The 24,384-nt window shown below is 67.8% G+C and carries 26 protein-coding genes; 15 read left to right on the top strand and 11 right to left on the bottom strand.

Going from position 1 to position 24,384, the window contains the following annotated elements; translation table 11 throughout:
• Positions 1-3 precede the first annotated feature (3 nt).
• Positions 4-375 carry a transposase gene (locus ABZ345_RS46160; RefSeq protein ID WP_359861919.1) on the top strand — a complete coding sequence of 124 codons (372 nt, stop codon included), beginning with the start codon at positions 4-6 and terminating at the stop codon, positions 373-375.
• A 78-nt stretch (positions 376-453) separates the two neighbouring features.
• Here the strand turns inward: ABZ345_RS46160 and ABZ345_RS46155 are convergent, their stop codons facing one another.
• Both ABZ345_RS46155 and ABZ345_RS46150 read right to left on the bottom strand, forming a co-directional pair.
• A complete protein-coding gene (locus tag ABZ345_RS46155; RefSeq protein WP_359861915.1) occupies positions 454-1,395 on the bottom strand; it encodes a hypothetical protein in 942 nt (313 codons plus the stop codon).
• 33 nt (positions 1,396-1,428) lie between these two features.
• A complete protein-coding gene (locus ABZ345_RS46150; RefSeq protein WP_359861913.1) occupies positions 1,429-3,981 on the bottom strand; it encodes a BTAD domain-containing putative transcriptional regulator in 2,553 nt (850 codons plus the stop codon).
• Between the two features lie 63 nt (positions 3,982-4,044).
• Here ABZ345_RS46150 and ABZ345_RS46145 point away from each other — a divergent pair, with 63 nt between their 5' ends.
• The 3 genes from ABZ345_RS46145 to ABZ345_RS46135 are packed head-to-tail and all read left to right on the top strand — an operon-like array spanning position 4,045 to position 6,928.
• A complete protein-coding gene (locus tag ABZ345_RS46145; RefSeq protein WP_359861912.1) occupies positions 4,045-5,685 on the top strand; it encodes a C39 family peptidase in 1,641 nt (546 codons plus the stop codon).
• A 59-nt stretch (positions 5,686-5,744) separates the two neighbouring features.
• The gene (locus tag ABZ345_RS46140) at positions 5,745-6,209 is read left to right on the top strand and encodes a hypothetical protein (RefSeq protein ID WP_359861910.1); all 465 of its coding nucleotides are present in this window, start codon (positions 5,745-5,747) and stop codon (positions 6,207-6,209) included.
• The gene (locus ABZ345_RS46135) at positions 6,206-6,928 is read left to right on the top strand and encodes an alpha/beta hydrolase (RefSeq protein WP_359861908.1); all 723 of its coding nucleotides are present in this window, start codon (positions 6,206-6,208) and stop codon (positions 6,926-6,928) included. Before ABZ345_RS46140 ends, ABZ345_RS46135 begins: the two co-directional genes overlap by 4 nt.
• Here ABZ345_RS46135 and ABZ345_RS46130 read toward each other — a convergent pair.
• The gene (locus ABZ345_RS46130) at positions 6,915-7,517 is read right to left on the bottom strand and encodes a TetR/AcrR family transcriptional regulator (protein WP_359861906.1); all 603 of its coding nucleotides are present in this window, start codon (positions 7,515-7,517) and stop codon (positions 6,915-6,917) included. The two genes, ABZ345_RS46135 and ABZ345_RS46130, sit on opposite strands and share 14 nt — an antisense overlap.
• A 78-nt stretch (positions 7,518-7,595) precedes the next feature.
• On the opposite strand from ABZ345_RS46130, the gene ABZ345_RS46125 reads away from it, so the two are divergent.
• Both ABZ345_RS46125 and ABZ345_RS46120 read left to right on the top strand, forming a co-directional pair.
• Complete coding sequence (locus ABZ345_RS46125) at positions 7,596-8,537, top strand: beta-ketoacyl-ACP synthase III (RefSeq protein WP_359861904.1); 942 nt, start codon at positions 7,596-7,598, stop codon at positions 8,535-8,537.
• 187 nt (positions 8,538-8,724) lie between these two features.
• Positions 8,725-9,693 carry a hypothetical protein gene (locus ABZ345_RS46120; protein WP_359861902.1) on the top strand — a complete coding sequence of 323 codons (969 nt, stop codon included), beginning with the start codon at positions 8,725-8,727 and terminating at the stop codon, positions 9,691-9,693.
• Positions 9,694-10,025: 332 nt separating this feature from the next.
• Here ABZ345_RS46120 and ABZ345_RS46115 read toward each other — a convergent pair whose 3' ends face one another.
• The 4 genes from ABZ345_RS46115 to ABZ345_RS46100 all read right to left on the bottom strand — a co-directional run bounded on the left by ABZ345_RS46115 (position 10,026) and on the right by ABZ345_RS46100 (position 13,772).
• Positions 10,026-11,408 carry an FAD-dependent oxidoreductase gene (locus ABZ345_RS46115; RefSeq protein ID WP_359861901.1) on the bottom strand — a complete coding sequence of 461 codons (1,383 nt, stop codon included), beginning with the start codon at positions 11,406-11,408 and terminating at the stop codon, positions 10,026-10,028.
• Positions 11,405-12,232, bottom strand: a complete 828-nt coding sequence (locus ABZ345_RS46110) for a ferredoxin (RefSeq protein ID WP_359861899.1) — start codon at positions 12,230-12,232, stop codon at positions 11,405-11,407. Before ABZ345_RS46110 ends, ABZ345_RS46115 begins: the two co-directional genes overlap by 4 nt.
• 162 nt (positions 12,233-12,394) lie before the next feature.
• Complete coding sequence (locus tag ABZ345_RS46105; protein ID WP_359861897.1) at positions 12,395-13,105, bottom strand: DUF4142 domain-containing protein; 711 nt, start codon at positions 13,103-13,105, stop codon at positions 12,395-12,397.
• 64 nt (positions 13,106-13,169) lie between these two features.
• Positions 13,170-13,772 carry a hypothetical protein gene (locus ABZ345_RS46100; protein ID WP_359861895.1) on the bottom strand — a complete coding sequence of 201 codons (603 nt, stop codon included), beginning with the start codon at positions 13,770-13,772 and terminating at the stop codon, positions 13,170-13,172.
• Between the two features lie 114 nt (positions 13,773-13,886).
• Between ABZ345_RS46100 and ABZ345_RS46095 the strand changes: the two genes are divergently transcribed.
• The 4 genes from ABZ345_RS46095 to ABZ345_RS46080 all read left to right on the top strand — a co-directional run bounded on the left by ABZ345_RS46095 (position 13,887) and on the right by ABZ345_RS46080 (position 16,252).
• Positions 13,887-14,456: a sigma-70 family RNA polymerase sigma factor gene (locus ABZ345_RS46095; RefSeq protein WP_030468711.1), complete on the top strand. Its 570-nt coding sequence runs from the start codon at positions 13,887-13,889 to the stop codon at positions 14,454-14,456.
• The gene (locus tag ABZ345_RS46090) at positions 14,453-15,196 is read left to right on the top strand and encodes a zf-HC2 domain-containing protein (RefSeq protein ID WP_359861893.1); all 744 of its coding nucleotides are present in this window, start codon (positions 14,453-14,455) and stop codon (positions 15,194-15,196) included. Before ABZ345_RS46095 ends, ABZ345_RS46090 begins: the two co-directional genes overlap by 4 nt.
• Positions 15,197-15,278: 82 nt before the next feature.
• Entirely contained in the window at positions 15,279-15,689 is a 411-nt protein-coding gene (locus tag ABZ345_RS46085) for a hypothetical protein (RefSeq protein WP_359861892.1), read from the top strand.
• A 92-nt stretch (positions 15,690-15,781) separates the two neighbouring features.
• Positions 15,782-16,252 carry a DUF1232 domain-containing protein gene (locus tag ABZ345_RS46080; protein ID WP_359861890.1) on the top strand — a complete coding sequence of 157 codons (471 nt, stop codon included), beginning with the start codon at positions 15,782-15,784 and terminating at the stop codon, positions 16,250-16,252.
• Here ABZ345_RS46080 and ABZ345_RS46075 read toward each other — a convergent pair.
• Positions 16,187-16,672, bottom strand: coding sequence for a GNAT family N-acetyltransferase (locus tag ABZ345_RS46075; protein WP_359861917.1), 486 nt, complete (start codon positions 16,670-16,672; stop codon positions 16,187-16,189). The genes ABZ345_RS46080 and ABZ345_RS46075 overlap by 66 nt on opposite strands.
• A 65-nt stretch (positions 16,673-16,737) precedes the next feature.
• Here ABZ345_RS46075 and ABZ345_RS46070 point away from each other — a divergent pair, with 65 nt between their 5' ends.
• Genes ABZ345_RS46070 through ABZ345_RS46060 form a run of 3 tightly spaced genes read left to right on the top strand, consistent with a single transcriptional unit; the run spans position 16,738 to position 19,855 of the window.
• On the top strand, positions 16,738-17,883 hold the full coding sequence (locus tag ABZ345_RS46070; protein WP_359861888.1) for a SpoIIE family protein phosphatase: 1,146 nt from the start codon (positions 16,738-16,740) through the stop codon (positions 17,881-17,883).
• Complete coding sequence (locus ABZ345_RS46065) at positions 17,880-19,418, top strand: ATP-binding protein (protein WP_359861886.1); 1,539 nt, start codon at positions 17,880-17,882, stop codon at positions 19,416-19,418. The genes ABZ345_RS46070 and ABZ345_RS46065 overlap by 4 nt, the downstream gene beginning before the upstream one ends.
• Entirely contained in the window at positions 19,415-19,855 is a 441-nt protein-coding gene (locus tag ABZ345_RS46060; RefSeq protein ID WP_359861884.1) for a response regulator, read from the top strand. The genes ABZ345_RS46065 and ABZ345_RS46060 overlap by 4 nt, the downstream gene beginning before the upstream one ends.
• Here the strand turns inward: ABZ345_RS46060 and ABZ345_RS46055 are convergent.
• The 3 genes from ABZ345_RS46055 to ABZ345_RS46045 all read right to left on the bottom strand — a co-directional run bounded on the left by ABZ345_RS46055 (position 19,839) and on the right by ABZ345_RS46045 (position 21,222).
• Complete coding sequence (locus tag ABZ345_RS46055) at positions 19,839-20,282, bottom strand: ClpX C4-type zinc finger protein (protein WP_359861882.1); 444 nt, start codon at positions 20,280-20,282, stop codon at positions 19,839-19,841. The genes ABZ345_RS46060 and ABZ345_RS46055 overlap by 17 nt on opposite strands.
• A 65-nt stretch (positions 20,283-20,347) precedes the next feature.
• Positions 20,348-20,500, bottom strand: a complete 153-nt coding sequence (locus ABZ345_RS46050) for a hypothetical protein (protein WP_359861880.1) — start codon at positions 20,498-20,500, stop codon at positions 20,348-20,350.
• On the bottom strand, positions 20,497-21,222 hold the full coding sequence (locus ABZ345_RS46045; RefSeq protein WP_359861878.1) for a lysophospholipid acyltransferase family protein: 726 nt from the start codon (positions 21,220-21,222) through the stop codon (positions 20,497-20,499). Before ABZ345_RS46045 ends, ABZ345_RS46050 begins: the two co-directional genes overlap by 4 nt.
• Before the next feature lie 1,203 nt (positions 21,223-22,425).
• On the opposite strand from ABZ345_RS46045, the gene ABZ345_RS46040 reads away from it, so the two are divergent.
• On the top strand, positions 22,426-22,878 hold the full coding sequence (locus tag ABZ345_RS46040) for an integrase core domain-containing protein (RefSeq protein ID WP_359861876.1): 453 nt from the start codon (positions 22,426-22,428) through the stop codon (positions 22,876-22,878).
• Positions 22,879-23,941: 1,063 nt separating this feature from the next.
• Positions 23,942-24,193: a hypothetical protein gene (locus ABZ345_RS46035; protein WP_359861874.1), complete on the top strand. Its 252-nt coding sequence runs from the start codon at positions 23,942-23,944 to the stop codon at positions 24,191-24,193.
• Positions 24,194-24,384 lie beyond the last annotated feature (191 nt).

The following is a 24,384-nucleotide window of genomic DNA, read 5'->3' as shown; positions in this document are numbered from 1 at the left end:
GTCATCGACGCCAACACCCGCCTGGTCGTCGCGATCGGCGACCCCACACCCGGCAACCGCAACGACTGCCGGGCCTACACCGACTCGGGCGTCGACGAGCAGTGCCGGGGCGCGAAGGTGATGGCCGACGGCGGCTACCAGGGCAATCCCGAGGTGATCATGCCCTACCGCAAACCCCGCGAAGGGCAACCGCCGCTGCCGCAATGGAAAGAGGACCTCAACACCGTCCACAAGAGCGTCCGCGCACGGGTCGAGCACGCCCTGGCGCACATGAAGTCCTGGAACATCCTGCGCAACTGCCGCCGCAAACGCGACGGCGTCTGGCACGCCACCCGAGGCATCGCCCAGATGCGCAACCTGACCATGACCGCCTGAACGGCCATTGGCCGCAGGCGATGCCGCTGTCACCCGTCCCCGCCAACACTCTTGATCATTACGGGACAACCTTTAGGGTCAGACCTTCCTCAGCACGAATTCGTCGCTGCGCCCGCCGCCGAGCAGCACGTCGAGCCTGCCCGCGACCGCGTATGCGCCGCACGGGGTCTGAGTGAGCGTGGTGGGCGCCTTGTCCGGCCACTTGGTCTCGCGGACGATCTCGACGGTCCGCCAGCGGTCCGTGGTGCGCACTTCGACGACCCGGTTCGCCGCGGTGTTGTCGACGAGCAGGATTCGGTTGCGCCCCAACGCGAGCAGGCCGTCCGGTGCGCCGATCGCGGCGGTGATGGTGGTGACGTTCTGTGGCTTGTCCAGCGGGATCACGGCCAGCTTGTGGGCGCCGGACAGTGCCGCGACGAGCTTGTTGCCCAGGTACGCGATGCCGTTGAGGCCCCAGCCGCCGGTCTGCGGCTGCGCGAGGTCGGGATGCTGGACGAGCGTCGTGGCCGCCCCGCTCGGGGTGACGCGGTAGATCGCGCCCGAGATGGAGTCGGTGACGAACGCGGTGCCGTCCGGGGCGAGCGCGACGTCGTTGGCGAAGTGGCCGGGGCCGGTGGCGAGGGTGACGCGGTGGATCGCCTCACCGGTGCGCAGGTCGTAGATGCCGAGTCCGGCGAACGCCCTGGTGGTCTCGGGCTTGCTGCGGTCGGCGAGACCCAGGTCGGCGTTGGTGACCAGCAGGCGGCCGCGGCGGGCGTCGACGGTGATGCCCATCGTGGTGATCAGCCACGGGTCGTCGACGAGTGTGCGCGCCTGGCCGTTGGGACCGATGCGGGACACGGTGCCGTGGGTGACGGAACCGACGAGGAAGCGGTGCCGGACCGGGTCGTAGGTGACGCCCTCGGGGTGCAGGGACGCTCCGGTACCGGCGATGACGGGCGGGCAGCCGGCCGGTGCGGCGTCCGCGGGGGACATCGGCATGACCAAGAGTACGACCAGCGAGAGCAGGATTCTCGTCATCCCGCTGATCCTCACCAGCCCGCCGAGGCGCGGCTACCGTCTTTCGGCCAGACCTGCGAGCTTGCGCGCCGCCTCCGACTCACCCCACCGGAAGCCGATGCGCCGCGACAGTTCGACGGCCTCGCGGTACGACTCCCGGGCCTCCTCGGCGCGGCCCGCGAGTTCGTGCACGATGCCGCGATCGAGCAACACGCCTGCCTCGATCTGCCTGTCCCCCACCGAACGCGCGAGGTGCAACGCCTCCTCGGACAGTTCCAGAGCACGGTCCAGCGAACCCATCTGGCGGTGCGCGTCGGCCATGTTCGCCAGCGCGTGCAGCTCGCCGGAACGGTCGCCGCACGCGCGGAACGTCGTCAAAGTCTCCTCGTAGCAACCCAAAGCGGCAGGAAGATCACCTAGCGCCGCGTGCACCAGCCCCAGGTTCGTGCGCACGTAGGCCGCACCCTGAGAGTCCGAGAGCTCCTCGCGCAACGCCAGCGACGCTTCCAGCGAGGTGACCGCGGCGGGCAGGTCGCGGCGGCGCCAGTGCACGATGCCGAGGTTGTTGAGCGTCACGGCTTCCAGCTGCCGGTCGCCCAGCGAACGGGCCAGGACGAGGGCCGCCTCCCAGTGTTGCCTGGCCTCGGCGAACTTGAACCCGCGCTCGTACGCGGCGCCGAGTTCCTTCAACGCCAACGCTTCCGCGCGAACATCGCCCAGCGTGCGAGCCGCCTCCAGGGCCAGCGTGTTCAGCGCGGCCCAGTCCGCCACCTCGGAACGGCGGCGGAAGTACCACGAGAGGCCCGCCGCGAACGCGACCGCGTCGGCCGGTGAAGCCTGGTGCGCGGCGGCGATCAGGTTGTCGCGCTCCTCGGCGAGCCAGAGGTCCGTCGGGTTGTCCGCCAGGACTTCCAGGTAGTGCTTGTGCAGGCGTTCGAGCGCCAGTGAACGCTCATCCGGCGACTCCGAACCTCGGCACCGTTCCCGCGCGAACAACCGCAGCAGGTCGTGCAGGGCGAACCGGCCGGGTACCGGTTCCTCGACGAGGTGCGCGTCCGCGAGTTCGGCGAGCAGCTCCTCGACGTCCGGCACGTCCGTCAGTGCCCGCGCGGCCGCCACCGCGAAGTCCGGGCCGTCCAGCAACCCGAGCAGGCGGAAAACCCGTGCCACGGCGGAAGACCCGAGTTCGGCGTAGCTGACCTCGAACGCCGAGCGCACGGCGACGTCACCGAGCCTGAGCTCGTCGAGGCGGCGTGTCTCGTCGGCCAGCCGCGCGGCCAGCAACGGCGCCGTCCACTGTGGACGAGCGGCGAGGCGGGCACCGGCGATGCGCAGCGCGAGCGGAAGCCCGCCGCACCAGCGCACGAGTTCCGTTGCGTCGTCGACCTTTCCGGCGACACCGGACAGCAGCTGGAACGCCTCCTCCAGAGGCAGGGCGCCGAGCTTCACGTACGAGGCGCCGTGCAACGACGTCAGCGGACGGCGTGACGTGATGAGCACGGCCGAGCCCGGTCCCGTGGGCAGCAGGCGTTTGACCTGTGCGGCGGTGGCAACGTTGTCCAGCACCACGAGCAGCCGCCGTGACGCGGTGAGAGAGCGGTAGCGCAGGGCTTCCTCGTCGCCGGGACGTTCGCCGAGCGCGCGCAGGAACTGGCTCAGGACGCGGTCCGAGGCGCCGTCGGAGAGGTCCGCGTAGAGCTGGCCGTCGGGGAACCGCGAGGCGATCTCGTGGGCGGCCCTGACCGCGAGCGCCGACTTGCCGATGCCCGCCTGCCCGGTGATCACGCACACCGCGACCCGGTCCTGCCGCGTCTGAGCCTTGATCAGGTTCAGCTCGCGCGTCCGGCCGGCGAAGGTGACCACGTCCGGCGGCAGCTGCCGGATCGCCGACGCGCCAACGGGTTTCGCGCGCAGGATCTCGGCCTGGAGCCTTCTGAGCGACTCTCCCGGCTCGACGCCCAGCTCGTCCAGCAGCACCCGGCGGCACTCCTGGTACGCGGCGAGCGCCTCGGCCGGACGGCCGGCGCGGTGCAGGGCGCCCATCTGCTGCTCGCGCAGGCGTTCGTTCAACGGGTGCTCGCGGACCCACTCGTTGAGGTCCGCGACGATCTCCACGTGCCGCCCGAGGTCCAGCTCGGCCTCGGCGCACTCGACCCGCGCGGCCAGCCGCAGCTCCTCCAGCTGGGCGATGACCCCGCGCAACAGTCCGGACGCGGCGAGATCGGCCAGCGCCGGCCCGCGCCACAACGCGAGCGCCTCCCGGTAGCGCTGCGGGGTGCGTTCCCTGCGGGCGACGTCGAGCAGCTCGGTGAACCGGGTCAGGTCGAGCTCGGCCGGGTCGATCGACATCAGGTAGCCGGGCGGGCGCGACAGCAGCCGCGAGCCGACGATCTTGCGCAGCTGGTAGACGTAGACTTGCAGGTTCTTCAACGCGGTCTTGGGCGGCGCGTCGTCCCACAGCACGCTGATCAGCCGGTCGACCGACAGCACCCGGCCGGGCTGGGCGAGCAGCAGCGCGAGCACGGCTCGTTGCTTGGGCGGGCCAAGGCTCAGGCGCACGCCGTCGTCGGCGTAACACTCCACCGGCCCGAGCACCCGGAACTCCACAACTCCTGATCGTATCTACCGGACGCATACCGGACACATGCCACGCGGCATGACGTTTGAGCCATGACGAAAACCTCACTGGCCCTGGTGGTGGCACTCGGCACTTTGGCCGCCGCCGTGTCCCCCGCACAGGCTGTCGAGCCCTACTCCGAGAGCCCGTCGGTGTCGCGGGCCGTCCGATCCGGCTCCCCGGGATCGAACACCGACTACGACGTGCTCGTCGGCGGCGTCAAGAGAGCCACCTTCGCCGTCAGCGATCCTGCATACACAATTCAGTCGACGTCTTCTGCCGACGGTATGCAGTCTGCCGTGATCTCCGACTTCAACGGCACGAGCGGCAGCATCCTGTATGCAGTCGACCGCTATGGCAAGTCGCGGTTCGTCGCACGTGGCAGCATTACGTCGGCTGTGTACAACGGCTCCACCCTCGCCTATGCGGACGGCGAGAACGTCGTCGTGGACGGCGTGACCGTGGGCCGGTTGAAGGGGCGCGCACCCCAGTTGCTCGGCTTCACCTCCGACGGCAGCGGCCTGCTGGCCGTGCAACACCCGGACGCCGCCGACGAGAGCACGTACGTCGGCTCGCTGGTCCGGTTCGACCTGAAGTCCGGGGCCGCGAAGCCGTTGATCAGCAGCGACTCCACGGCGCTGTACCGCGACTTCAAGCTCGTCGACGTCAAGGGCGAGCGGCACGTCAGCTTCATCAAGCACAACGAGATCTACCGCTGCGGTGGCACCGAGCCGCAGTACCTGGGCCTGGCGTCGGAGAGCGGCGAGGTCAAGTCGCTGATCGGCGGGACGCGCCACCACTACCGCAGCGCCGTGTGGAGCACCGACGGCGCGCGCGTCGCGTACGAGGTCATGGGGTGTGTGTCCGACAAGACGCTCGGCCATGACCAGTTCGAGGGCTTCAACGGCGTCTACGTCCAGGACCTGGCCACGCACAAGGCTTCCCGCGTCGTCTCCGGTCTGTCGTTCAACTACGCCCTGACCGGCATCGACGGTTCTGCCGCGGTCATCGGCAGCCCGCAGAAGGGCTACGTGAAGGCCGCGGATCAGAAAGCCGCCGCGCTGGACGGCGGCCAGGTCACCACGATGGGCCGCCTGAACCGCGCCGAATACATCCACCAGCTGTGGGACACGCGCAACGACTTCAACGGCAACTCCTCCTGCGGCCCGACCAGCGCCGTGATCGACCTGGTGACCTACCAACTGCCGAACGAGTTCGGCGTCCAGGTCTCGCAGCCGTCCTCGCACTGGTCGAAGTGGGGCCGCTACATCACCGACGAGTTCTCCAACCGCGGCACCACCTTCAACCGCGCCATGAACGACTGGTCGCGCACCGGCAGCTGGAAGGGCGCCCACGGCTGGATCACCGGCTACTACTGCCAGGGCAACCCGGCTCGTCCCTGCGCCTCCTGGGAGTCGGAGCGCGACTTCCTGGCCCGCAACGGCGCCGCCGTCCAGCAGGGCAACTTCACCCCGGCCCAGGTCCGCGCATTCATCGACCAGGGCAAGTTCGTGATCATGAGCGGCACGTGGGGCTCCACCTCCGGCCACCTGTCCGTGGTGATCGGCTACCACGACAACGGCTCGTTCTACGTCCACGACACCTACGGCGCGGGCACGGACGGCAGCTACGACGGCGCGAACCAGCTCTACACGTGGGGCTACATCGCGCCCGCCCAGATGTGGGCGGCCTGACCACTTGACGATCAGAACTACTTGACGACTCCCGTCAAGTACTTGCTATCGTCTGTCAAGTGGCGACCACCTCGGAACACGTGGACCTGCGCGACGACCTGATCCGGCTCGTGACGAGCCGGCTGCTCGACCCGCTGGAGATCCTGTTGCCGCAGGCCGACCTCGTCGGCCTGCGGTCCTCCGTTGCCGCCGACGCCGAGATGTGGGCGGCCCAGCTGCTCGGCGACGACCCCGGACTGGCTCGCCAGGTCGCGATCCGCCTGATGACCGTGCTCTACCCCGGCGACGCGCCGTTCGACCCGCCCGATACGTGGTGGTCGACGCCGCTGGGCCGCGTCACCGCGCGCCGGGCAGGCCATCCGAGCAAGGAGGGCGTGTCGTTCGGGGTGGCCGGCGCGATGCTCGGCATCACCCGCCAGGGAGTCCACGACCTGGTGAGCCGCCACAAACTCTCGCGCCACCCCGGCGGCGGCGTCTCCGTCGCCTCGATCCGCGCCCGCCTCGACCACCGGAGAGAACTTTGATCCTCGCAGCTCATGACCACGGCGGCGACGGCCCGCCGATCCTGCTGCTGCACGGCGCCGGCGGCGACATGTCCGCCTGGAATGTCGTTGCGCCACAACTGAACGGGCGATGCGTGGCCGTCGACCTGCGCGGTCACGGCAAATCGCCCGACGGGCCGTGGGACTGGGACGCGGTCCTCGACGATCTCGAAGCCACGACCGTCCAGTTCGGACTCGACAACCCCGTGGTCGTCGGCCACTCGCTCGGCGGCATCCTGGCCGGGATGTGGGCGCGCCGCCACCCCGGCTGCCCTGCGGCCGTTAGCCTCGACGGACACCGTTCCGCCGCAACGGATCCGGCGAACTACGCGGGCTTGGCGCCCGAGCAGGTCGAGGCGGATCTCGCCAAGCTGAACGCCATCTTCACCGCACAGGAGGAGATGATCACCAGGCCGAACCGCGAGATCACGTCGACGCTCCGAAACTCACCGGAGTTCGCAGACGCCCTGCCGATCTTCGCCGAGGTGACCGTGCCGTTCCTGCTCGTGCTGGCAACAAAGAACCTGCCCGTGCCGCCGGACCTGATCCCGCTGATGGACGCCCACCGAGCGGGCCTGCGACGCGACCTGCCGAAGATCTGCCCGAACGTCCGCGTGCACGAGATCGACGCGACGCACGGCATGGTGTTCGAGCAACCCGCGGAAGTCGCCGCGGTCGTCAACGGATTCATCTCGGGCTGAGCAGCCGTTCCAGCGCCCGCCGAGCACGGGCGGGCGCCGCGCTGTCGTGCTCCAGCTGCAGGAAGTGGTTGAGCGCCAGCATGATCCCGACCAGCTCGTAGATCAGCTGGTCGACGTCGGTGTCCCCCGGCAGCTCGCCGAAGCTCATCGCGCGCCGGATGTGGATCCGCAGATCCCTGCGCCACAACGCGTTCATGCCGGCCAGCGCGTCCCGCACCCGGCCGCTGCGCCCGTCGAACTCGGTCGTGGCCGCGGTGAAGAAGCAGCCGCCGGGCAGCACCTCGCGTTCGAGGTAGGAGACCCACGCCTCGCAGACCGCGCGCAGGTGCGGCAGCCCGGACGGCGCCTGCTTGACGCGCTCCGGCACCTCGCGCGAGAAGACCGCCGCCGCCTCGTCGACCACCGCGAGCTGCAGGCCTTCCTTGGTGCCGAAATGGCCCAGCAGACCGGCTTTGCTCATGCCCAGCTCGTCGGCGAGCCTCCCGATCGTCAGCCCCTCCAGCCCTTCCGCCGAGGCGATGGCCAGGCTTCGCTCGAGGATGCGCTGCCGCGTCTCGAGGGTGTCGGCAACAGATCTGCGCGGGCTCACGGGCGTAGCGTACGACACTTTAGCTACCGACCGATCGGTTGCTATATTCGCCGAGTCGTCTCGCCGAAGGAGCTCACCTTGTCCGGATCCCGCGTCGTCGCGCTCGGCCACCACCAGCCGCAGCGCGTGCTGACCAACGCCGACCTGGAGAAGATGGTCGACACCAACGACGAGTGGATCCTGCAGCGCACGGGCATCTCCACCCGCCGCATCGCGGACGACGAGTCGGTCGCGGACATGGCGGCCGGAGCAGCCGCCAAGGCGCTCGCCGCATCCGGCCTGGCACCCGGCGACATCGGCCAGGTCATCGTCGCGACCTGCTCCGCGGTCGACCGCTGCCCGTCGATCGCCGCCCAGGTCGCCGGCCGGCTGACCATCCCGAACGCGGTCTGCTTCGACCTGAACAACGCCTGCGCCGGCTTCTGCACGGCCCTCGCCACCGCCGACCACACCCTGCGCGCCGGAGCCGCCCGCCACGCGCTGGTGATCGGCGCCGAGAAGATGTCCGACCTCACCGACTGGACCGACCGCTCGTCCTGCATCCTGCTGGGCGACGGAGCGGGTGCCGCCGTGATCAGCGCCGACGACAACGCCCGGATCGGCCCGGTCACGTGGGGTTCCGACCCGAGCCGCAACAACGCCGTGCGTCTGGTCGACGAGTGGCAGCCGCGCTTCTCCCAGGAGGGCCAGGCCGTCTTCCGCTGGGCCACCAGCGAACTTCCCGCCATCGCGGCACAGGCGTGCGAGCGAGCGGGCATCACCACCAGGGACCTCGCGGGCATCGTCACGCACCAGGCCAACCTGCGCATCATCGAGGCCATGACCCGTCGCCTCGACCTGCGCGACGACGTCATCATCGCGCGAGACGTGGTGGAGTCCGGCAACACCTCCGCGGCCTCCGTGCCGCTCGCACTGTCCAAAATGGCCGAACGCGGCGAGCTCCCTTCGGGCGAACCGGTGCTGCTGTTCGCTTTCGGCGGTGGCCTCTCGTGGGCGGGACAGGTCATCACCGCCCCGTGACACTGAGCTGAACGAGCACCGCCCACCGCGGTGGGAACGATCTCGGCTACCCGGAGTGCGTGCATTTCTGATGGCCGAGTGACCGGGCGCGGGCGTTCGAGTGACGACGTCGACACCCGACCCGGCGCGGCACACTCTGTCAAAAGGGGATCTACACAGGGTTGTGCTGACATCGGCGGGGGTGAAAATGCTGCGCGAGCTCTCTTCCTGGCTGGACGAGTACCTCTCCAGCGAAGGCCCACCGGCCATCGCCAAAGCGGTCCTGGGCATCGTGTCCGTCGCGGCGCTTCCGGGTGCCGTGTTCGGAAGTCTGCTCGTCAAGGTGGTCGCTCTGGTGGTGGCCGTGTGCGCGATCACCGCGCTCGGTCTCGTCCTGCTCGCCGATCGCAGTTCGTTGCGCCGCGAGCTCGAGGAACAGCAGCGACTGGTCGACCGGTACTGCAGGCACATCCGCCAGGAGAAAGACCTCTTCTACCAGATGACGAGCTGGCACGAGGTGTGCGTGGTGACCGACGACCGCGGCACCACCGATGACGTGATCAGGATCAGAATGCGCGTCCTGCGGCCGGACATGCTGTTCTTCCGCTTCAGGTTCAGCTGCAACTGGGCACAACCCGCGCGGTACCGCGGTCGCGTCCAGACGCAGATCCGCAGCATCAAGGTCGACGGAGCACCGGGTATCCGCTTGCGCACCACCAGGTCCTGGGTCGCGGACGGCAAGATGTACCTCACCGCCCACTTCGACGCGCCGCCCAGGGCCGGCAGCGAGATCAGCCTGGCGATGAGAGTGCGGTGGCCGCAGCGATGCGCTCCGCTGATGGGCTCGGGACAGCCGGACACCTTCGTCCTGAGGTTCAGCCAACCGATACCGCACGCGCGGTACGAAGTGATCCTTCCCACCCGTCGCGAGGCGTTCTGCGAGCCGCTCGGCTTCGATCACGGAGACGAAGGCTTCTCGCTGACCCCCGAGAGCGACGCCGACGGCCGGACCCACCACGTCTTCGAGGCGTTCGATCTCGAAGCCGGCCACGAGGCGGGGATGAAGCTGGAACTGAAACGGCGAGGAGATCTCGCGAACTCCTCGCCGCAGCAGATCTACAGGTCAACGCGACGTCAGTCGTCGTCTTCCCCGTTGTCACCGCCGGCGAAAACATAGCTCATCGAAGCAGTTCCTCTCGGAAATAGGCTCACGCACCGGCAGAACGACGGATGCGATCACAGCAGGGCGTGAAATTACCGACTGAAGATGATCTTGGCAATCCCGCCACCGGATCGAGTGAGAGGAACGGCGAATAGGTCGGTGTGCGGCCCGGGAGCCCGCCGAGCCGCACACCGCTGGTGACGCACGAGAAGGAGATCAGCTTGCCGGCGCGGGAACGAGCGCATCGCCGCGTGGCGTCATCGGTCCGCCACCTGGCCACCGCAGCGACGTCGGAGTTCGCCGTCCCCGCTTGCCCTGTGCCGGCAAGCCAACACCTCCTGACCGGGTTAAGGCCTCGCGCGTCCTCCGCCCACTCGCACCATCTCCGGCCTCGAGCGTGAATGCCTCCGCCGCTGCAAAGGCGGGGACATCGACGACGAGACTGACGGGGGAACCGATGATGCGCGGGCGGCGACTGGTTCTGGAACTTGGATCTGGGTGGTGGGCAGGACTTCCGGCGTCTGGGCGACCTTGGTCTCCTCGGCCGGCTGGGTCCACACCGTCTGGTTCTCCTCGACCGTGTTCTGGCGGAAGAGCTCCGGCGTCTCGGTGATGATCCGGCCGGGCTGTTCCAGGCCCACGATGCCGACGAGCTTGCCGTTGGCGATGAAGCCGGTCAGTCCGTTGACGTCCGTGGTGTCGGTGCCCAGTACGGGCAGGCCGGCGCCCTGCACGCGCATGCCGTACTGCTCGGTCCAGAACCGCGGGACCGGCGTGTACGACTTGGCGTGGTTGCGGCCCACCAACAGGTTCTCGGCGGCGGCACGGCCGCCCTCGACGGCGTTGAGCCAGTGCTCGACCCGGCGCACGACGCCGTTGAAGCGCAGGTTGGGCCAGCGAGCGACGTCACCGCAGGCCACGATGTTCTCGGCGCCGACGACGTGGTTCGTCTCGTCGCACAGCACACCGTCCTCGATGTTCAGGCCGGAGCCGCGCAGCCAGTCGACCGCCGGCGAGGCGCCGACCGCCAGCACGACGCACGAGGCGAAGAACACCTGGCCGTCGGACAGATGAATGCCGATGCCGCCGGGCTGACGCACCCAGTGCTTGATGCCGACACCGGTGGCCAGCCGCACACCGTGGTGGACGTGCGCCTCGGTGATCTTCTTGCCGATGTCGTCACCGACGATGCCGCCCAGCAACGCGGGCGAGCGCACGATCAGGGCCACGTCGCGGCCCATGTGACGAATCGAACAGGCGAGCTCGCAGCCGATGAACCCGCCGCCGATGACGGCGACGAGACCCTGTGACTGCCGGATGTTCCTGCGGATCGCGACCGCGTCGTCCAGCGTCCGCAGCACGTGCACCCGCGGGTCGTGGCGCGGAGCCCCGCCCATCGCACGCGCGTCGACGCCGGTGGCGATGATCATGCCGTCGTACTTGATCTCCTCGCCGCCGGGCACCCAGACGGACTGCGTCTTGGGGTCCAGGTGCAGGGCCGGGGAGTTCAGCCGCCACTCGGCGTCGAGGTCACCCGCGAACGACAGCAACGAGTCGTCCGGGTGCCATTCACCGGTGATGATCTGCTTCGACAGGCACGGGCGGTGATACGGGAGGTGCCGCTCGGCCGACAGAATCGTGATCTGCCCGTCGAAACCCATCTCCCGCAGCCGTTCCGCGGAACGGACTCCTCCGAGCCCGCCGCCGACGACCACGATCCGTTCGCTCACTTCACTCGCTCCCTGATCTCGATCGCGCGCATCGGGCACGCGCGGGCTGCCGATCTGGCCTGGGCGAAGTGCTCCTCAGGCGGCCGTCGGTTGTAGGTCAGGCGGTTGTCCTCGATCAGCTGGAAAACATCCGGCGCCTCCGCCTGGCACGTGCCGTAGCGGTGGCATTTCTCGTTGTTGACGCTCACGTCCATCGCGTCGCCCTCGCCGACACCGGGCTCCTTGCCGCGCTCGGAGTCGAGCATGCCGATGCGGGTGAGCGCCTCGGCCGGGAGGAACCGGGCCAGCGACAGGGTCGCGGTCGGGACGAGAATCGTGAGGCCGGCGAGCCAGAGAACGGACAGGTTGCCGTTCGCGATGGCGCCGAACCAGGAGTGGACCACGGTGATGGTCACCGCGATGTAGGCGGTTTGGTGGAACCGCAACCACTTGCGGTAGAAGACCTTGTGTCGCATGGAGGCGAGCACGGCGATCGCGAGCATGACCTCGAGACCGAGGATGCCGAGCGCGTGCCGGAACAGGCCGCCGTCGACGAACGGCAGGATCAGCTTGATGACGCTGAGCGGGGCTCCTTGCAGCAAGGAGAACGCGAAGGCGTGCAGCGTGCCGAACGCGATCGCCAGCGACGCGAGCACCATGTGCCCGTTCTTCAGACCTTCACGGCCGGTGAGCTTCTCCGCCCATCCGGTCGCGATCAGCACACCCCAGGACAAGGTGGCGCACATCAGGACGTAAGCCAGCCTGGCGGACATCTGGGCCATCTTCTTGACACCCGAGTCGAACTCGGTCGCCTGGGCCACCAGGAGCGGAATCTGGCTCGACAACAACTCTTCCTCCGGAAAGAACTTCTCGCGGGAACCCGCCCGGTCCTTGGTGCAGGAGTGGACACTTCAGGGCCGGGCGGGTGGGAACAGGTCCGCGTTGGAGTGCCTCTGACCTTGGGACACCACCTCCGTTTCCCGTCGCACAACGGGGTCTTGCTGAAATCACCGCACCGGTCGTCGCGGGCGGAGTACTCGGAGCAGGAGCACTGTGAGGACGGCTCCCGCCGCGGTGACCGTCAGGATCACCCACATGTTCGGCCCCTCACCGGAGGCCAGGGTCGCGTTGATGATGCCGCCGGCGGGCTGCGGGTCGGCGAAGGCGGGATCGCCCGCCAGACCAGTGCTCTCCAGCAACGTCATGTGCTTCATCACCACGTCGATGCCGGCCTGCGCGAACCCGCGGATGGTGTCGTTGCGGGTCTGCGTGCGCACCTTCGCGATGAAGTTGAAGACCTGGCCGTGCGCGGCCCGCAGCCTCGCGACGAACGCCTGGTCGAACGCGTCTCCTTCGAGACCGTTCAGCTCGTCCATCCACGACTGCTGCGAGGGGTTCGGCACGTCGGGCGTGGTCAGGTTGAACTGGGCAGCCGTCTTCTTCGTCAGGTTGTCCAGCATCATGTGGTCAAGCATGATCATCTTGCCGATCTGCTTGACCCGCGCGTTCGACGCCTTGGTGGCCGTGAGCTCGCCCATGGGCATTTCCCACAGGCCGGCCTGACGCACCTTGTTCAGCAGGTCGCGGTCGTTGGCGGTCAAAGGTCCGGTCGGGGTGTCCTGCACTCCGCCGGTGTCCGCGGGCTGCGCTTGCGCGACCAGGGGCGAACCGGCGAAGAGGAACAACATCGCCAAGACGGTGGCGAGGGCTCTGGTCATCGTCTTGATGTCCTCGTTGTTCAGTGGAAGTCGGTAGGGGGGTCGGAAACTGCGAGCAGTGGGCTCAGTAGCCGGGCGCGGCCGGCGGCGGCGCAGGCGGCGGTGCCTGTCCGGTGCCGGGAGTGGGGGACGTGCTCGGCGTGCTGCTGCTCTTGTTCTGGGTGTTGTTCTGCGCTTTTCCGCCGGTGATCTTGGCGCCGTTCGGGGCGGTGACCCACCAGGTCCCGCCCTTTCCCTGCCCCTTCATGTCACCGGCCGCCTTGTCCTCGGCGAAGGTGTACTGGGGATAACCCGCGATGGTGAGCTGTTTGGTGCCATCAGCCCTGGTCACGGTGCCCATGGAGATCGGGTCGACCCCGGTCGCCATGGCCGGCTTGTCCGCGGGGACCGGCTTCCAGGCCTTCGCGCACTCGCCTTCGCAGTTCGACTTCGACGGCTTCGGGGTGTCCTTGTCGAAGCGGTAGAGCGGGAGTCCTTCGCCGTCGGTGACGTACCACCCCATCTGCTCGGTGTTCGCGATGAAGAGCATCATCGAACCGCTCAGATCAGCGTTTTTGGCCTGCAAACCGCCGGTCGCGGCCCCTCCGGGAGGGGCCTGGGTGCTGCCGCACGCCGTGAGACTCACAGCCAGTGCCGCCAGGGCGGTGATGGCTTGACCACGTCGCATCGGCAGGTCCTTTCTCAGCGGGGGTACCGAGGAGTACGGACACGATCCGGCAACGGTTCACGGACTTCGTGAGGAATATTTGCCTCTCGACTTGGGACGCTTCATGAGGCAAGGATGTCCCCCGTGGCGCGGCATAGACGTCAACGTGAGTTAGACGAACAATCACCAAGACCGGGATCCCTCGAGGAAGAGTTGATCCGACGGCTGTACGAGGAATTCGGCAGTGCCCTGCTGGGACACTGCATGAGGTTGACTGGCCATGATCGTCAATGGGCAGAGGACATCGTGCAGGAAACCCTGGTCAGGGCATGGCGCAACGCCGAAAAACTCGAACGTGACCCGGTGCTCTTGCGCTCGTGGTTGTTCACGGTGGCAAGGCGGTTGGTCATTGACGACAGGCGTAAGAGAAGCGTCCGTCCGCAGGAGTTCGAACTGACCCCTTCGGACGAGTCGCCTTCGGGCGGCGAGGAGGATCGCACCCTCGCGGCGATCGTCGTCGCCGAGGCGATGAACGGTCTCTCAGAGGAACACAGGGAGGCTATTCTCGAGACATACCTGCGGGATCGCACCGTCGGTGAGGCCGCGGCGGCACTGGGTGTGCCACCGGGAACGGTCAAGTCGCGGGTGTACTACGCGCTGCGTGCGTTGCGGCGTGCGTTGCACGATCGGGGAGAGACGCGGTGACAACGGCACCAGATCACCTCGACGTCGCCGCCTACGTGCTCGGCATCCTCGATGCCGATGAGGTGGAGGCGTTCGAGAACCACCTGACCGAATGTCGGCGGTGCGCTCTTGACCTGCGCGACTTCGCGGTGGTGCCGGACCTCATCGACGAGGCCGACGCGGGCGGAATGCTGCGCGGAACAGCTCCGGAACGCCCGGACGGCAAGTCGGTGCGGGTCATGCTCGACGCGGTCGCAGCACGCAGAAAGCGCAGGCGTTGGTTCGTCGCCCAGGGTGTCGCGGCCGCCGCCGCCGGCATCGTGGCGGTGACGGCCGTCGTCACGACGCTGGTCGTGCGCGGCAGCGATGACGGCTCGAACCAGGCTGCACCCATCACCAGCAACACGACGACGTCGCAGACGCCGGTGGCGAACAACTCCACCGACTCCTCGATGAAGGTGCAGCAGCAAGACCCGAACAGCGGTGTCTTCACGAAGATCACCGCCTCGGACGAGGCGTGGGGTACCTCGATGGACATCGAGGTCAGCGGCATGACCGGCCCCAGCAGGGGATCGCTCGTCGCGGTCGGGCGCGCGGGCCGCGTCGCCCAGGTCACGTCCTGGTACGCGCCGGAACCGGTGGCCGGAGACAGGAAGACCATCAGGCTCCAGGCGAACGTGGCGATGCGCTGGCACGAGATCGCGACGTTCCGGATCCAGGACGAGAACGGCAAGATCCTGCTCGAAGTCGTCGCTTCCTGACGCCTTCCCGACACCAGAGAGCTGCCCCTGCGGGATCCGTGAGATCCTGTAGGGGCAGTTGTCGTTTTGGGGAGGCTTGCACGTGGCGATAGGCCCGTCAGCGGTCGAGCGCTGGCTCGATCTGTCCACAGAGGAGCTGCGTGCTCAGGTCACGCGGCTCGTGTCCGCCCGGCTACCGGGTGATCACGCTGTGTGGCAGGCGATCCGGCGTCATCCAGCTCTCGTTCCCCGTATTCGCGGTGTCCTCTCCGGACTCACCGCGACCGCGGCCGGGAGCAAGGACGAGACCATGCAGAAGGTGTGGATCGCCAACGCGCGCGCCGCTTTGGACCAGTCCACGCCAGTGCCGGTGAAAGCCGCGCGCAAACCGGCGGTCAAGGAGGTTCCCGTCGAGGAACCCGAACCCGTGATCGACCTGAGGGAGCCGGAGCCGCAGGAGCTCAAGCAGCCCCACAAGGCGATCCCGACGATGCTCTTCCAGGAGCCGAGCTAGTGGCGTGATCAGGAACGTGGCGGGGTAGTCAACGCTCGGCAGGGTGCATCGAACTCGCCCGGCAACGGGCCACACCACTAGGAGCCAGCCAGATGGTCGTCTTCGGATCGTTCATCTCCCTGGCGGGTCTGCTGATCCTGCTGTTCCGCACCGCCAGCCTCGGCGGGCTCAGCCCCGCCGTCGTCGGCTGGGTGATGATCCCGCTCGGCCTCGTGTTCACCGTCCTGGGCGTGCTGCGCAACCGTCGCAAGCGCGCCCAGAACGGCCCCGGCCCGGTCGGCAACCCCATCCAGCGCGCGAAGGCGTTGCCGAGGCTGTGGAAGGCCTGGCGCGGCGGCAAGTACCCGGAGCTGCCGCGCAGCCAGGTGGTGCTGTGGGTGGTGTCGCTGGTCTACCTCGTGTCGCCGATCGACATCCTGCCGGAGTTCCTGCCGGTGATCGGCGTGACCGACGACGCGGGCGTGCTGGTGTGGCTGCTCAGCAGCCTGTCGATCGCGTCAGGATCGTTCTTGCGCTGGGAGAAGGACCATCGCGACCCGAGTCGCGGGATCGAGGCCCCGTGAGGCCTCCTCGCTCATGATCGCGGCCAGGCCGGGTGAAGTTCCGGACACGACGCGGAATCCGAGGCGCTCGTAGTACGGCTGGTTCCACGGCACGTCCCGGAACGTCGTGAGCGTCACAGCGCGTCCGGGCCGCGTCACGTGCTCGATCAACGCCGCACCGATGCCCTGGCGCGCGTGTGAGGGGTGCACGCTGACCTGGTGGACGTGGATCCCGTCGTCCACTTCACCGACGGCGATGAACGCGACGGCCACCCCCTGCTCCCCCACGGCGACCCACACTTCGTGCTCTGCCAGGTCTTCCAGCGACATCGGGTCGTCGTCGGCGATCTCGGGCATGCCGACCTCGCGGAACACTTCCCCGGAGGCGTTTTCGATCTCCTGGAGGTACGGGAGTTCGGCTGGTTGGGCGAGACGGATCAACACGCCCGCAATCCTCGTAGGTGGGATGCGAGTCCCGCACCTGAATAACGTTAAAGTCCGACCTGATGCGAACCAAGACCGTGCGCGTCCTCCTGGTCGAGGACGATGATGGCGACGCCCTGCTCGTCGAGGCGCTGCTCGAAGAGGCGAGGGCGCCGTTCATCCTGTCGCGCGCCCGGACGCTCGCGGAGGCCGAGCGCATGCTCGCCGACGCGGAGTGCGTGCTGCTCGACCTCGGCCTGCCGGACTCGCAGGGGCTCGACAGCCTTCACCGGCTCCTGCGCAAACAGGCCGCGCCCGCCGTCCTCGTGCTCACCGGTCTCGACGACGAACGAGAGGGCATCGACGCGGTCTCGGCCGGTGCGGAGGACTACCTCATCAAGGGCCAGGTCGACGGCGAGCTGCTGCTGCGCGGAGTCCGGTACGCGGTCGAACGCCGCCGCGCCGACGACGCCCAGTTCCAGCTGCGCGAGGCGAAACTGCTCGCGGCGGAACGATCCCGCCTCGAACGCGGCCTGCTGCCTCCCCCGCTGCTCAAGGGCTCCGACCTCGACCTGGAGGTCCGCTACCAGCCCGGTGGTCAGCGAATGCTGCTGGGCGGCGACTTCTACGACGCGGTGGGCCTGCCGGACGGCTCGGTGCACGCGATCATCGGCGACGTCTGCGGCCACGGCCCGGACGAGGCGGCGCTCGGCGTCTGCCTGCGGATCGCCTGGCGTGCCCTGGTCCTCGCGGGCGAGCCGCCGGAGAAGGTGCTGCGGACGCTGGACCAGGTGCTCGTCGCGGAACGGCACGGCGAGGGCATCTTCACCACGGCCTGCGTCGTCACCGTCGCACCGGACAGGCGGTCCGCGCGCTACTTCCTGGCCGGGCACCCCGAACCGCTGCTGGTGGTGGGCCAGCAGATCATGGATCTCCCGCAGTCCAAGGTGGGCGTGCCGCTGGGCGTGCTTCCGGACTACGCGTGGACCGGTGTGGACGTACCGCTGCCGCCGGGCTGGCAGCTCGCCTGCTACACGGATGGACTGATCGAGGGCCGGGTACCTGATGACACAGATCGGCTCGGCGTCGAGCGCTTGTGCGAGATCCTGCGCGAACTGCTGCGGCGGAGTCCCGAGTGGCTGGATCCCCTGATCGCGGAGGTGAAGGAGCTCAACGGAGGGGAACTCGACGACGACATGGCCGTGCTGCTGCTGAAGGACCCCAAGTGACACTGCAGGACAAGCTGCCGGCCAGTCGGCTGCTGATCGGCATCGTCGCGGTTCTGCTCGCGATGACGGCCATCGTGATCTCGTCGACGGTGATCGCGCTCGACTCGCTCGCCGACGCCCGCGAACAGTCCATCGACCAGATCGCGCCCACGGAACGCCGGGCCAAGGACCTCAACCGCTCGTTGCTCGACCAGGAGACCGGCCTGCGCGGCTTCGTTCTCACCGGCGAGCAGTCGTTCCTGATGCCCTACCTCGACGGGCAGACCGCGGCCAAGCAGGCCGCGGACGACGTGCGGGGACTCGTCGGCGGACTCGACGGCCGGGTGGACCGCATCGCGTCGCTGGCCCAGCAGTGGCGCACCGAGTACGCGGATCCCACCATCAGTCGCGTGCGCGCTGCCGGTCCCGGTCTGGAACCCGCGGGCGACACCGACCGCGGCAGGAGATTGTTCGAGCAGGTCCGCGTCGAGGTCAACGCGCTTCAGGCCGACATCGGCGGGCTCGGTGTCACCGCACGCGACGAGCTGAACCACACCGCGGGCGTGGTGCTGTGGCTGGTGATCGGCATGGGCGTGCTGCTGGTCGCGGTGATCGGCGGGCTGTCACTGCTGTTGTACCGCTTGCTGATCGGGCCGCTCGCGGAGCTCGCCGAACAGGTCCGGCAGGTCGCGTCCGGTGACTTCGAGCACGAGATCGACGTGCACGGCCCGCGTGAGACGGTGATGCTCGGCGAGGACGTCAACGCCATGCGGCGGCGCATCGTGCAGGAGCTGGCCACGCTGGACGCCGCTTCCGCCGAGCTGCAGCGGTCCAACTCCGAACTGGAGCAGTTCGCCTACGTCGCGTCGCACGACCTTCAGGAACCGCTGCGCAAGGTGGCGTCGTTCTGTCAGCTGCTGCAACGTCGCTACGGCGGGAAGCTCGACGATCGTGCGGACCAGTACATCGAGTTCGCTGTGGACGGCGCGAAGCGGATGCAGGGGCTGATCAACGACCTGCTGGCGTTCTCCCGGGTCGGCCGCATCACCCGGGAACGCACGATGGTCGACCTCGGCGAGATCGTGCGCCACCTCGTGGACAGCTTCTCCGAACGCATCGAGGAGACCAACGCGCACATCGTCGCCGAGAACCTGCCTTCCGTGCGTGGTGAGGCGACTCTGCTCAGCGCGATGTTCCAGAACCTGATAAGCAATGCGTTGAAGTTCCGGGGCTCGACGGACCCGATCGTCAACATCGAGGCCGAACGCGACGGGGACATGTGGAAGTTCTCCGTGCACGACAACGGCATCGGGATCGAACCGGAGTACGCCGACCGGATCTTCGTGATCTTCCAGCGTCTGCACCCGAAGGACGCCTATCCGGGCACGGGCATCGGGCTCGCGATGTGCCGGAAGATCGTCGAGTACCACGGCGGGACCATCTGGCTGAAGACCGATGTGGACGCCGGCACGACGTTCGAGTTCACCCTGCCCGTCGCCGAGGAAGACCTGGCATCGGAATCGGCAGAAGAAGACCTGGTTGAGGTATCGCGATGAATGACGCACCCATGACCGTGATCGACGTCCTGCTGGTCGAGGACGACCCGGGCGACGCGCTGATGACGCAGGAGGCGTTCGAGCACCACAAGATCCGCAACTCGCTGCACGTGGTGAAGGACGGCGTGGAAGCGCTCGCTTTCCTGCGGCGCGAGGGCGAGTTCGCCGACGCGCCGCGGCCGGGGCTGATCCTGCTCGACCTCAACCTGCCCCGCAAGGACGGGCGCGAGGTGCTGGCGGAGGTCAAGGCGGACGCGGATCTGCGGCACATCCCGGTGGTGGTCCTGACGACCTCGGACGCCGAGGAGGACATCCTGCGCAGCTACAGCCTGCACGCCAACGCCTACGTCACGAAGCCGGTCGACTTCGACCGGTTCATCGAGGTCGTCCGGCAGATCGACGACTTCTTCGTGACCGTGGTCAAACTGCCGCGCTGATCACCGCGGCGCTGAAGTCCAGGCAGGAGCGGCAGATCAGGGCGTCCTTGTCGACGACCGCACCCTGGTGCACCGGCTTCGTCTCGCTGCAGAACGAGCACGTGCCGACCTCGGCGACCTGAGCCTCGGCCACGCAGATGTCGCAGATCAGCGCGACCGGGCCGGCCATCATCTTGCCGACGTCGTCGGCCACCCGTCCGCAGAACCAGCACTGCTCGGTCCGCTTGGACTGTTCGACGATCTGGTGCACGCGCTGGTGGCTGATCTTCAGCGCTTCCGCGATCTCGCGCATCGACCCGCCCGCGCGGTGCAGGCGCAGCACGGAGTGGTGGTAGACGGCTTTGGCGATGTCGGCCTGGTCTTGAGCAGCGGCCGACGCGGTGCCCGCCTTGCGCGCCGCTGCCAGCAGTTCCTCGTCGAGCGTCATGGTGTCTAGACTAACTAGACGCGTCTAGCGTGTCTAGACAGTGGTTGTCGGGGCGTGCTCGGGGGTCAGTCGACGCCGAGGACGATCGCGGGGTCCTCGTCGGCCTGGACGACCCACTCCTCGTCACCGCGGCGCTGCGGGACGACCGGCGCCCACATGCCCGTTCCACCGGGGCGGGAAACATCCTTGGCGGCAAGTAACTCTTCCAACGCAGTCATGCTTTCTGGCTACCCGTTTGGCCGGAACGTATGCCCGACAACATGGTCGTGATGGCCTGCATGACCCGCGTGGTGGCCTCTTCCAGCACGTCAGCGGTCAGCTCGCGGTCGTACAGGTCGGACAGGTCGACCGGCGCACCCGCGACCACCTCGACCCTTTTGCGCGGCAACAACCTCGGCAGGATCGTCCCCTTGGGCAACAGGTCCTGCGTGCCCCACGCGGCGACCGGGACGACCGGCACCCGGCTTTCCAGCGCCATCCGCGCGACCCCGGACTTGCCCTTCATCGGCCAGTTGTGCGGGTCGTCGGTGAACGTGCCCTCGGGGAACACCATCACGCACTCCCCCGCCTGGAGCGCCTCCACAGCGGGTCTGAGGGCCTCGGCAGCCTTGACCGTGCCGCGTTCCACCGGGATGTGGCCGCCGGACCGCATGACCCAGCCGATCACCGGCGTGCGCCACAACGACGCCTTCGCGAGCACGCGCGGCACCCGGTTCGACATCAGCGCGAACACCACGGCGGAGACGGTGTCTGCGTTCGACAGGTGGTTGAACGCGAGGATCACACCGCCGTTGCCCGGCACGTGCTGCTTACCGCGCACGTTGAGGCGCACGAACAGCACGACGATCGGCCACAACACGTCGATCGCCAGCGAGAACCAGAACCCCCGGCCTCTGCGGGGCATCTTCCAGGTCCAAGCGGCCAGCTCAAGCGGTGTCACAGGTGGTATTCCAACACCCAAACCCGGGATAGATCCCGTGTTCATCTGAACACAGGAAGTCATGATCGGGAGCGTAGCAGCAACAGCGCGTTACCTCGCAACACGGGATGCGTCACGTGCTCGGCGTGCAGCACGACTGCGCTCGCCGTCGGCACCGGGTCTGGAGAAGTTCGGCACTACGGAGTACGAGCAGCGGGCCTCGTTACGCCCAGAAAGCCCGAGAAATGCATGGTCGGCCTGATTGACGATCACCGTCGACGGACCAGCCGTCGCCGTGGCCACTCGTAACAGGGTCCATCTGGGGCAGCCACATCACTCGCTGCAACGGCGTGCGTGTCCTACCGCGATGGCGACCTTGGCAGCCGGGCGGCCCCGAGAGCGACGGAAGTGCTTGTGGCATAGGCTCATCGACTACCGCGCACTCCGAGCCACGGCTCTACGAGCTGGGAGGCGGCGTGGCTCTGCTCGCCGCTTGTGACCGTAGGAAGCGCAACGCTTCACATCCTGTGCCGCTCGAAAAGTCGTCACCGCAGCGTGGCAGTGCATCTCTCCCCGGCTGAGAGCATGCTCGGATGATCGTGTCACTGCTGTACAAGGTGACGTGGAAGGTGCTGTCCGCCGCGTCGGTGCTGCTCTGTGGTGAGACGGCGAAGGATGCGGAGCTTCTCGTGCTACGGCACGAGAACACCGTGCTCCGTCGGCAGTTGGCCAGCCCGGTCCGCTACGAGCCAGCGGACCGATTCTGGTTCGCCACGCTGTCCAGGCTGATACCTCGTTCGCGCTGGCGCGAGGTTTTCCCAGTTAGGCCCGGCACGGTGTTGGGCTGGCATCGCAGGTTCATCGCCTGGAAGTGGGACTGCACCGCGGGACGACGCATAGGACGTCCACCCAGCCGAGCCGCGATCAAGACGCTCGTGCTTCGACTTGCAGCAGAGAACCCGCGGTGGGGACACCGACGGATCCAAGGCGAACTGACCCGACTCGGCCACCGGATCGCCGCCTCGACGGTCTGGGAGATCTTGAACGCCGCGGGAATCGGCCCGGCACCACGTCGATCCGGCCCCACCTGGCGCGAATTTCTTCACCGCTCAAGCAGAGGGCATCATCGCGACAGACTTCGTCCACTTCGACACAGCACTCGGCACACGCCTGTACGCATTGGTGTTCCTCGAACACGGAACCAGACGCCTGCACGTCACCGGCGTGACTACCCATCCGACCCAGGACTGGACGGTGCAGCAAGCTAGGAACCTCGCCGCAGACCTCGGAAAGCGGATGGAGTCCCTGCGCTTCCTGCTACGCGACCGCGACGGCAAATACGGCAAGACGTTCGACACTGTCTTCGAAGCCGAGGAACTGCGGGTGATCAAAAGTGCGCCGCGAGCGCCCCGGATGAATGCCCACTGTGAACGGGTCATCGGCACCCTGCGACGCGAACTGCTCGACCACGTCCTGATCACCGGCGAGGCCCACGCACGGCACGTCCTCAAGGCCTACCAAGGGCACTACAACCGACACAGGCCCCACCAAGCCCGCGACCAGCTACCACCCGCGGACCAACGACACCCCGCCGCAGTACTCGACCTCGACACCCACGGCGTGCTCCGCACGCGCATCCTCGGCGGACTCATCAACGAGTACAGACAAGCCGCCTGACCAGCAGCGATGACTTTTCGAGCGGCACAGCACCCACATCGACCCGTGTACCACGGAAATAGCCGTACACCACGGCGCAATCGACGAAGACCGGGATCTCGACAGCGCGTTCCGGACAGTCTCGGATGTCCCGATCATCGAACGCGTTCGGCTGCCCGACAGCGGTTTCGGGCGCGGATCACCCACCTCACAGCCATGCAGCCGCACGCGGCAGGTACAAGCGCCCTCCCGTGAAAAGGATCGCGAAGCGGCGCGCTCCGACGTACGTTTGGGCCTCCGCGCAAGTGACGGTCAGTGGTCAGCTCTTAACCGTCTCTACAACCCCGCCACCTGCAAAGGCAGACGACACATCGTCGTCCCAGGAATCAGCAGAGCGATCTTTGCCGGGGGCGAGGTCCGCGTGGATTGCCCCGCCTGCGCAGCAACGCCCGGAGTCGACGCGAGCTGGCGGTTGACCAGCAGCCACGCCTGCCCCGACCGCGCCGAGCTGGACGACCGACCCTACGGCGACCTCATCCACCGCATCCACCGCGTGCGGGCGGCGACCGGCGCGAGGTAGGCATGTGCGTCGTGATCAACAGCCCGTTCACGCGCTGGGAGGGCGATGACTTATGCCGACGTCGGCATAAGTCATCTTATGCCGACCTTGTGGTTATGCGGTCTTGCGCCAGTTGAGTCTGGCGGGGAGTGCGGCCATTCGAGTGAGGCCCGCATAATCCGCATCACGTGCCTTGTCACCGGAGTAGCGCCCCGCCGCCCGGATCGTCATTCTTGTTTCATGGACCTCGCCGGGGTGAGCACCGTCTTGGGGCTGGCGTTCAGCGCTGCCTCGCTCTACTACACCGCGCGAGCCGACCGGAGGGCTGAGCGCGACCGACGGAGGAACACTACGTCCGCTGCGGGGAGCCCTGCGCCCCAGCCGCCGCGCCCTGTTCCGGGCTACGCGCCTGCGGCGACGCGCGGCGGCGGGGCGGCAGGCCGGAACGCGCCCTTGGAAACGGGTGGATTCGCCTTGTTTGCAGGGTGGGCAGGGCTGGTCTTCACATTGACGACCATTGTCTACATGATCCCCGACTACATGGTGAAGCAGTTTGGATCGGTGCAGGACTACGCAGGTGCGTTCAAGGCGGGCGTGATCCTAACCGGGCTCACCGCGATTGGCTTGGCAGGCAGCGCCTGGATTCAAGGCAACACCGATATGCGGGTGAATGGGCGGATCACCCGTAGGGTCGTCTACGTCCACGCCCTCGTCGCCCTGGCCGGGCTGATCGTCTGTGTGGTCGCGGCGGTCACCTACCCTCAGTACGTGCTGTGACCTGACCTAGTGTTCTGTGATTCTGTTTGCTTTACATCCGCGTGACTGGTGATGGTGTTGGCTGTCGGGGTGGAGCTGACTGCCGATGAACAGGCCGAGCTGCGGGCGCTGGTGAACAGCCCGGATGTCGCGGCGACGGTCGCGACGCGGGCGCGGATCGTGTTGTGGCGGGCGGGGAACCGGCCGAAGAA

This window comes from Lentzea sp. NPDC005914 (assembly GCF_040629405.1).
Classification (GTDB): domain Bacteria; phylum Actinomycetota; class Actinomycetes; order Mycobacteriales; family Pseudonocardiaceae; genus Lentzea.
The sequence above is the reverse complement of the archived record's forward strand: the minus strand, read 5'-3'. Positions and strand labels throughout refer to the sequence as shown.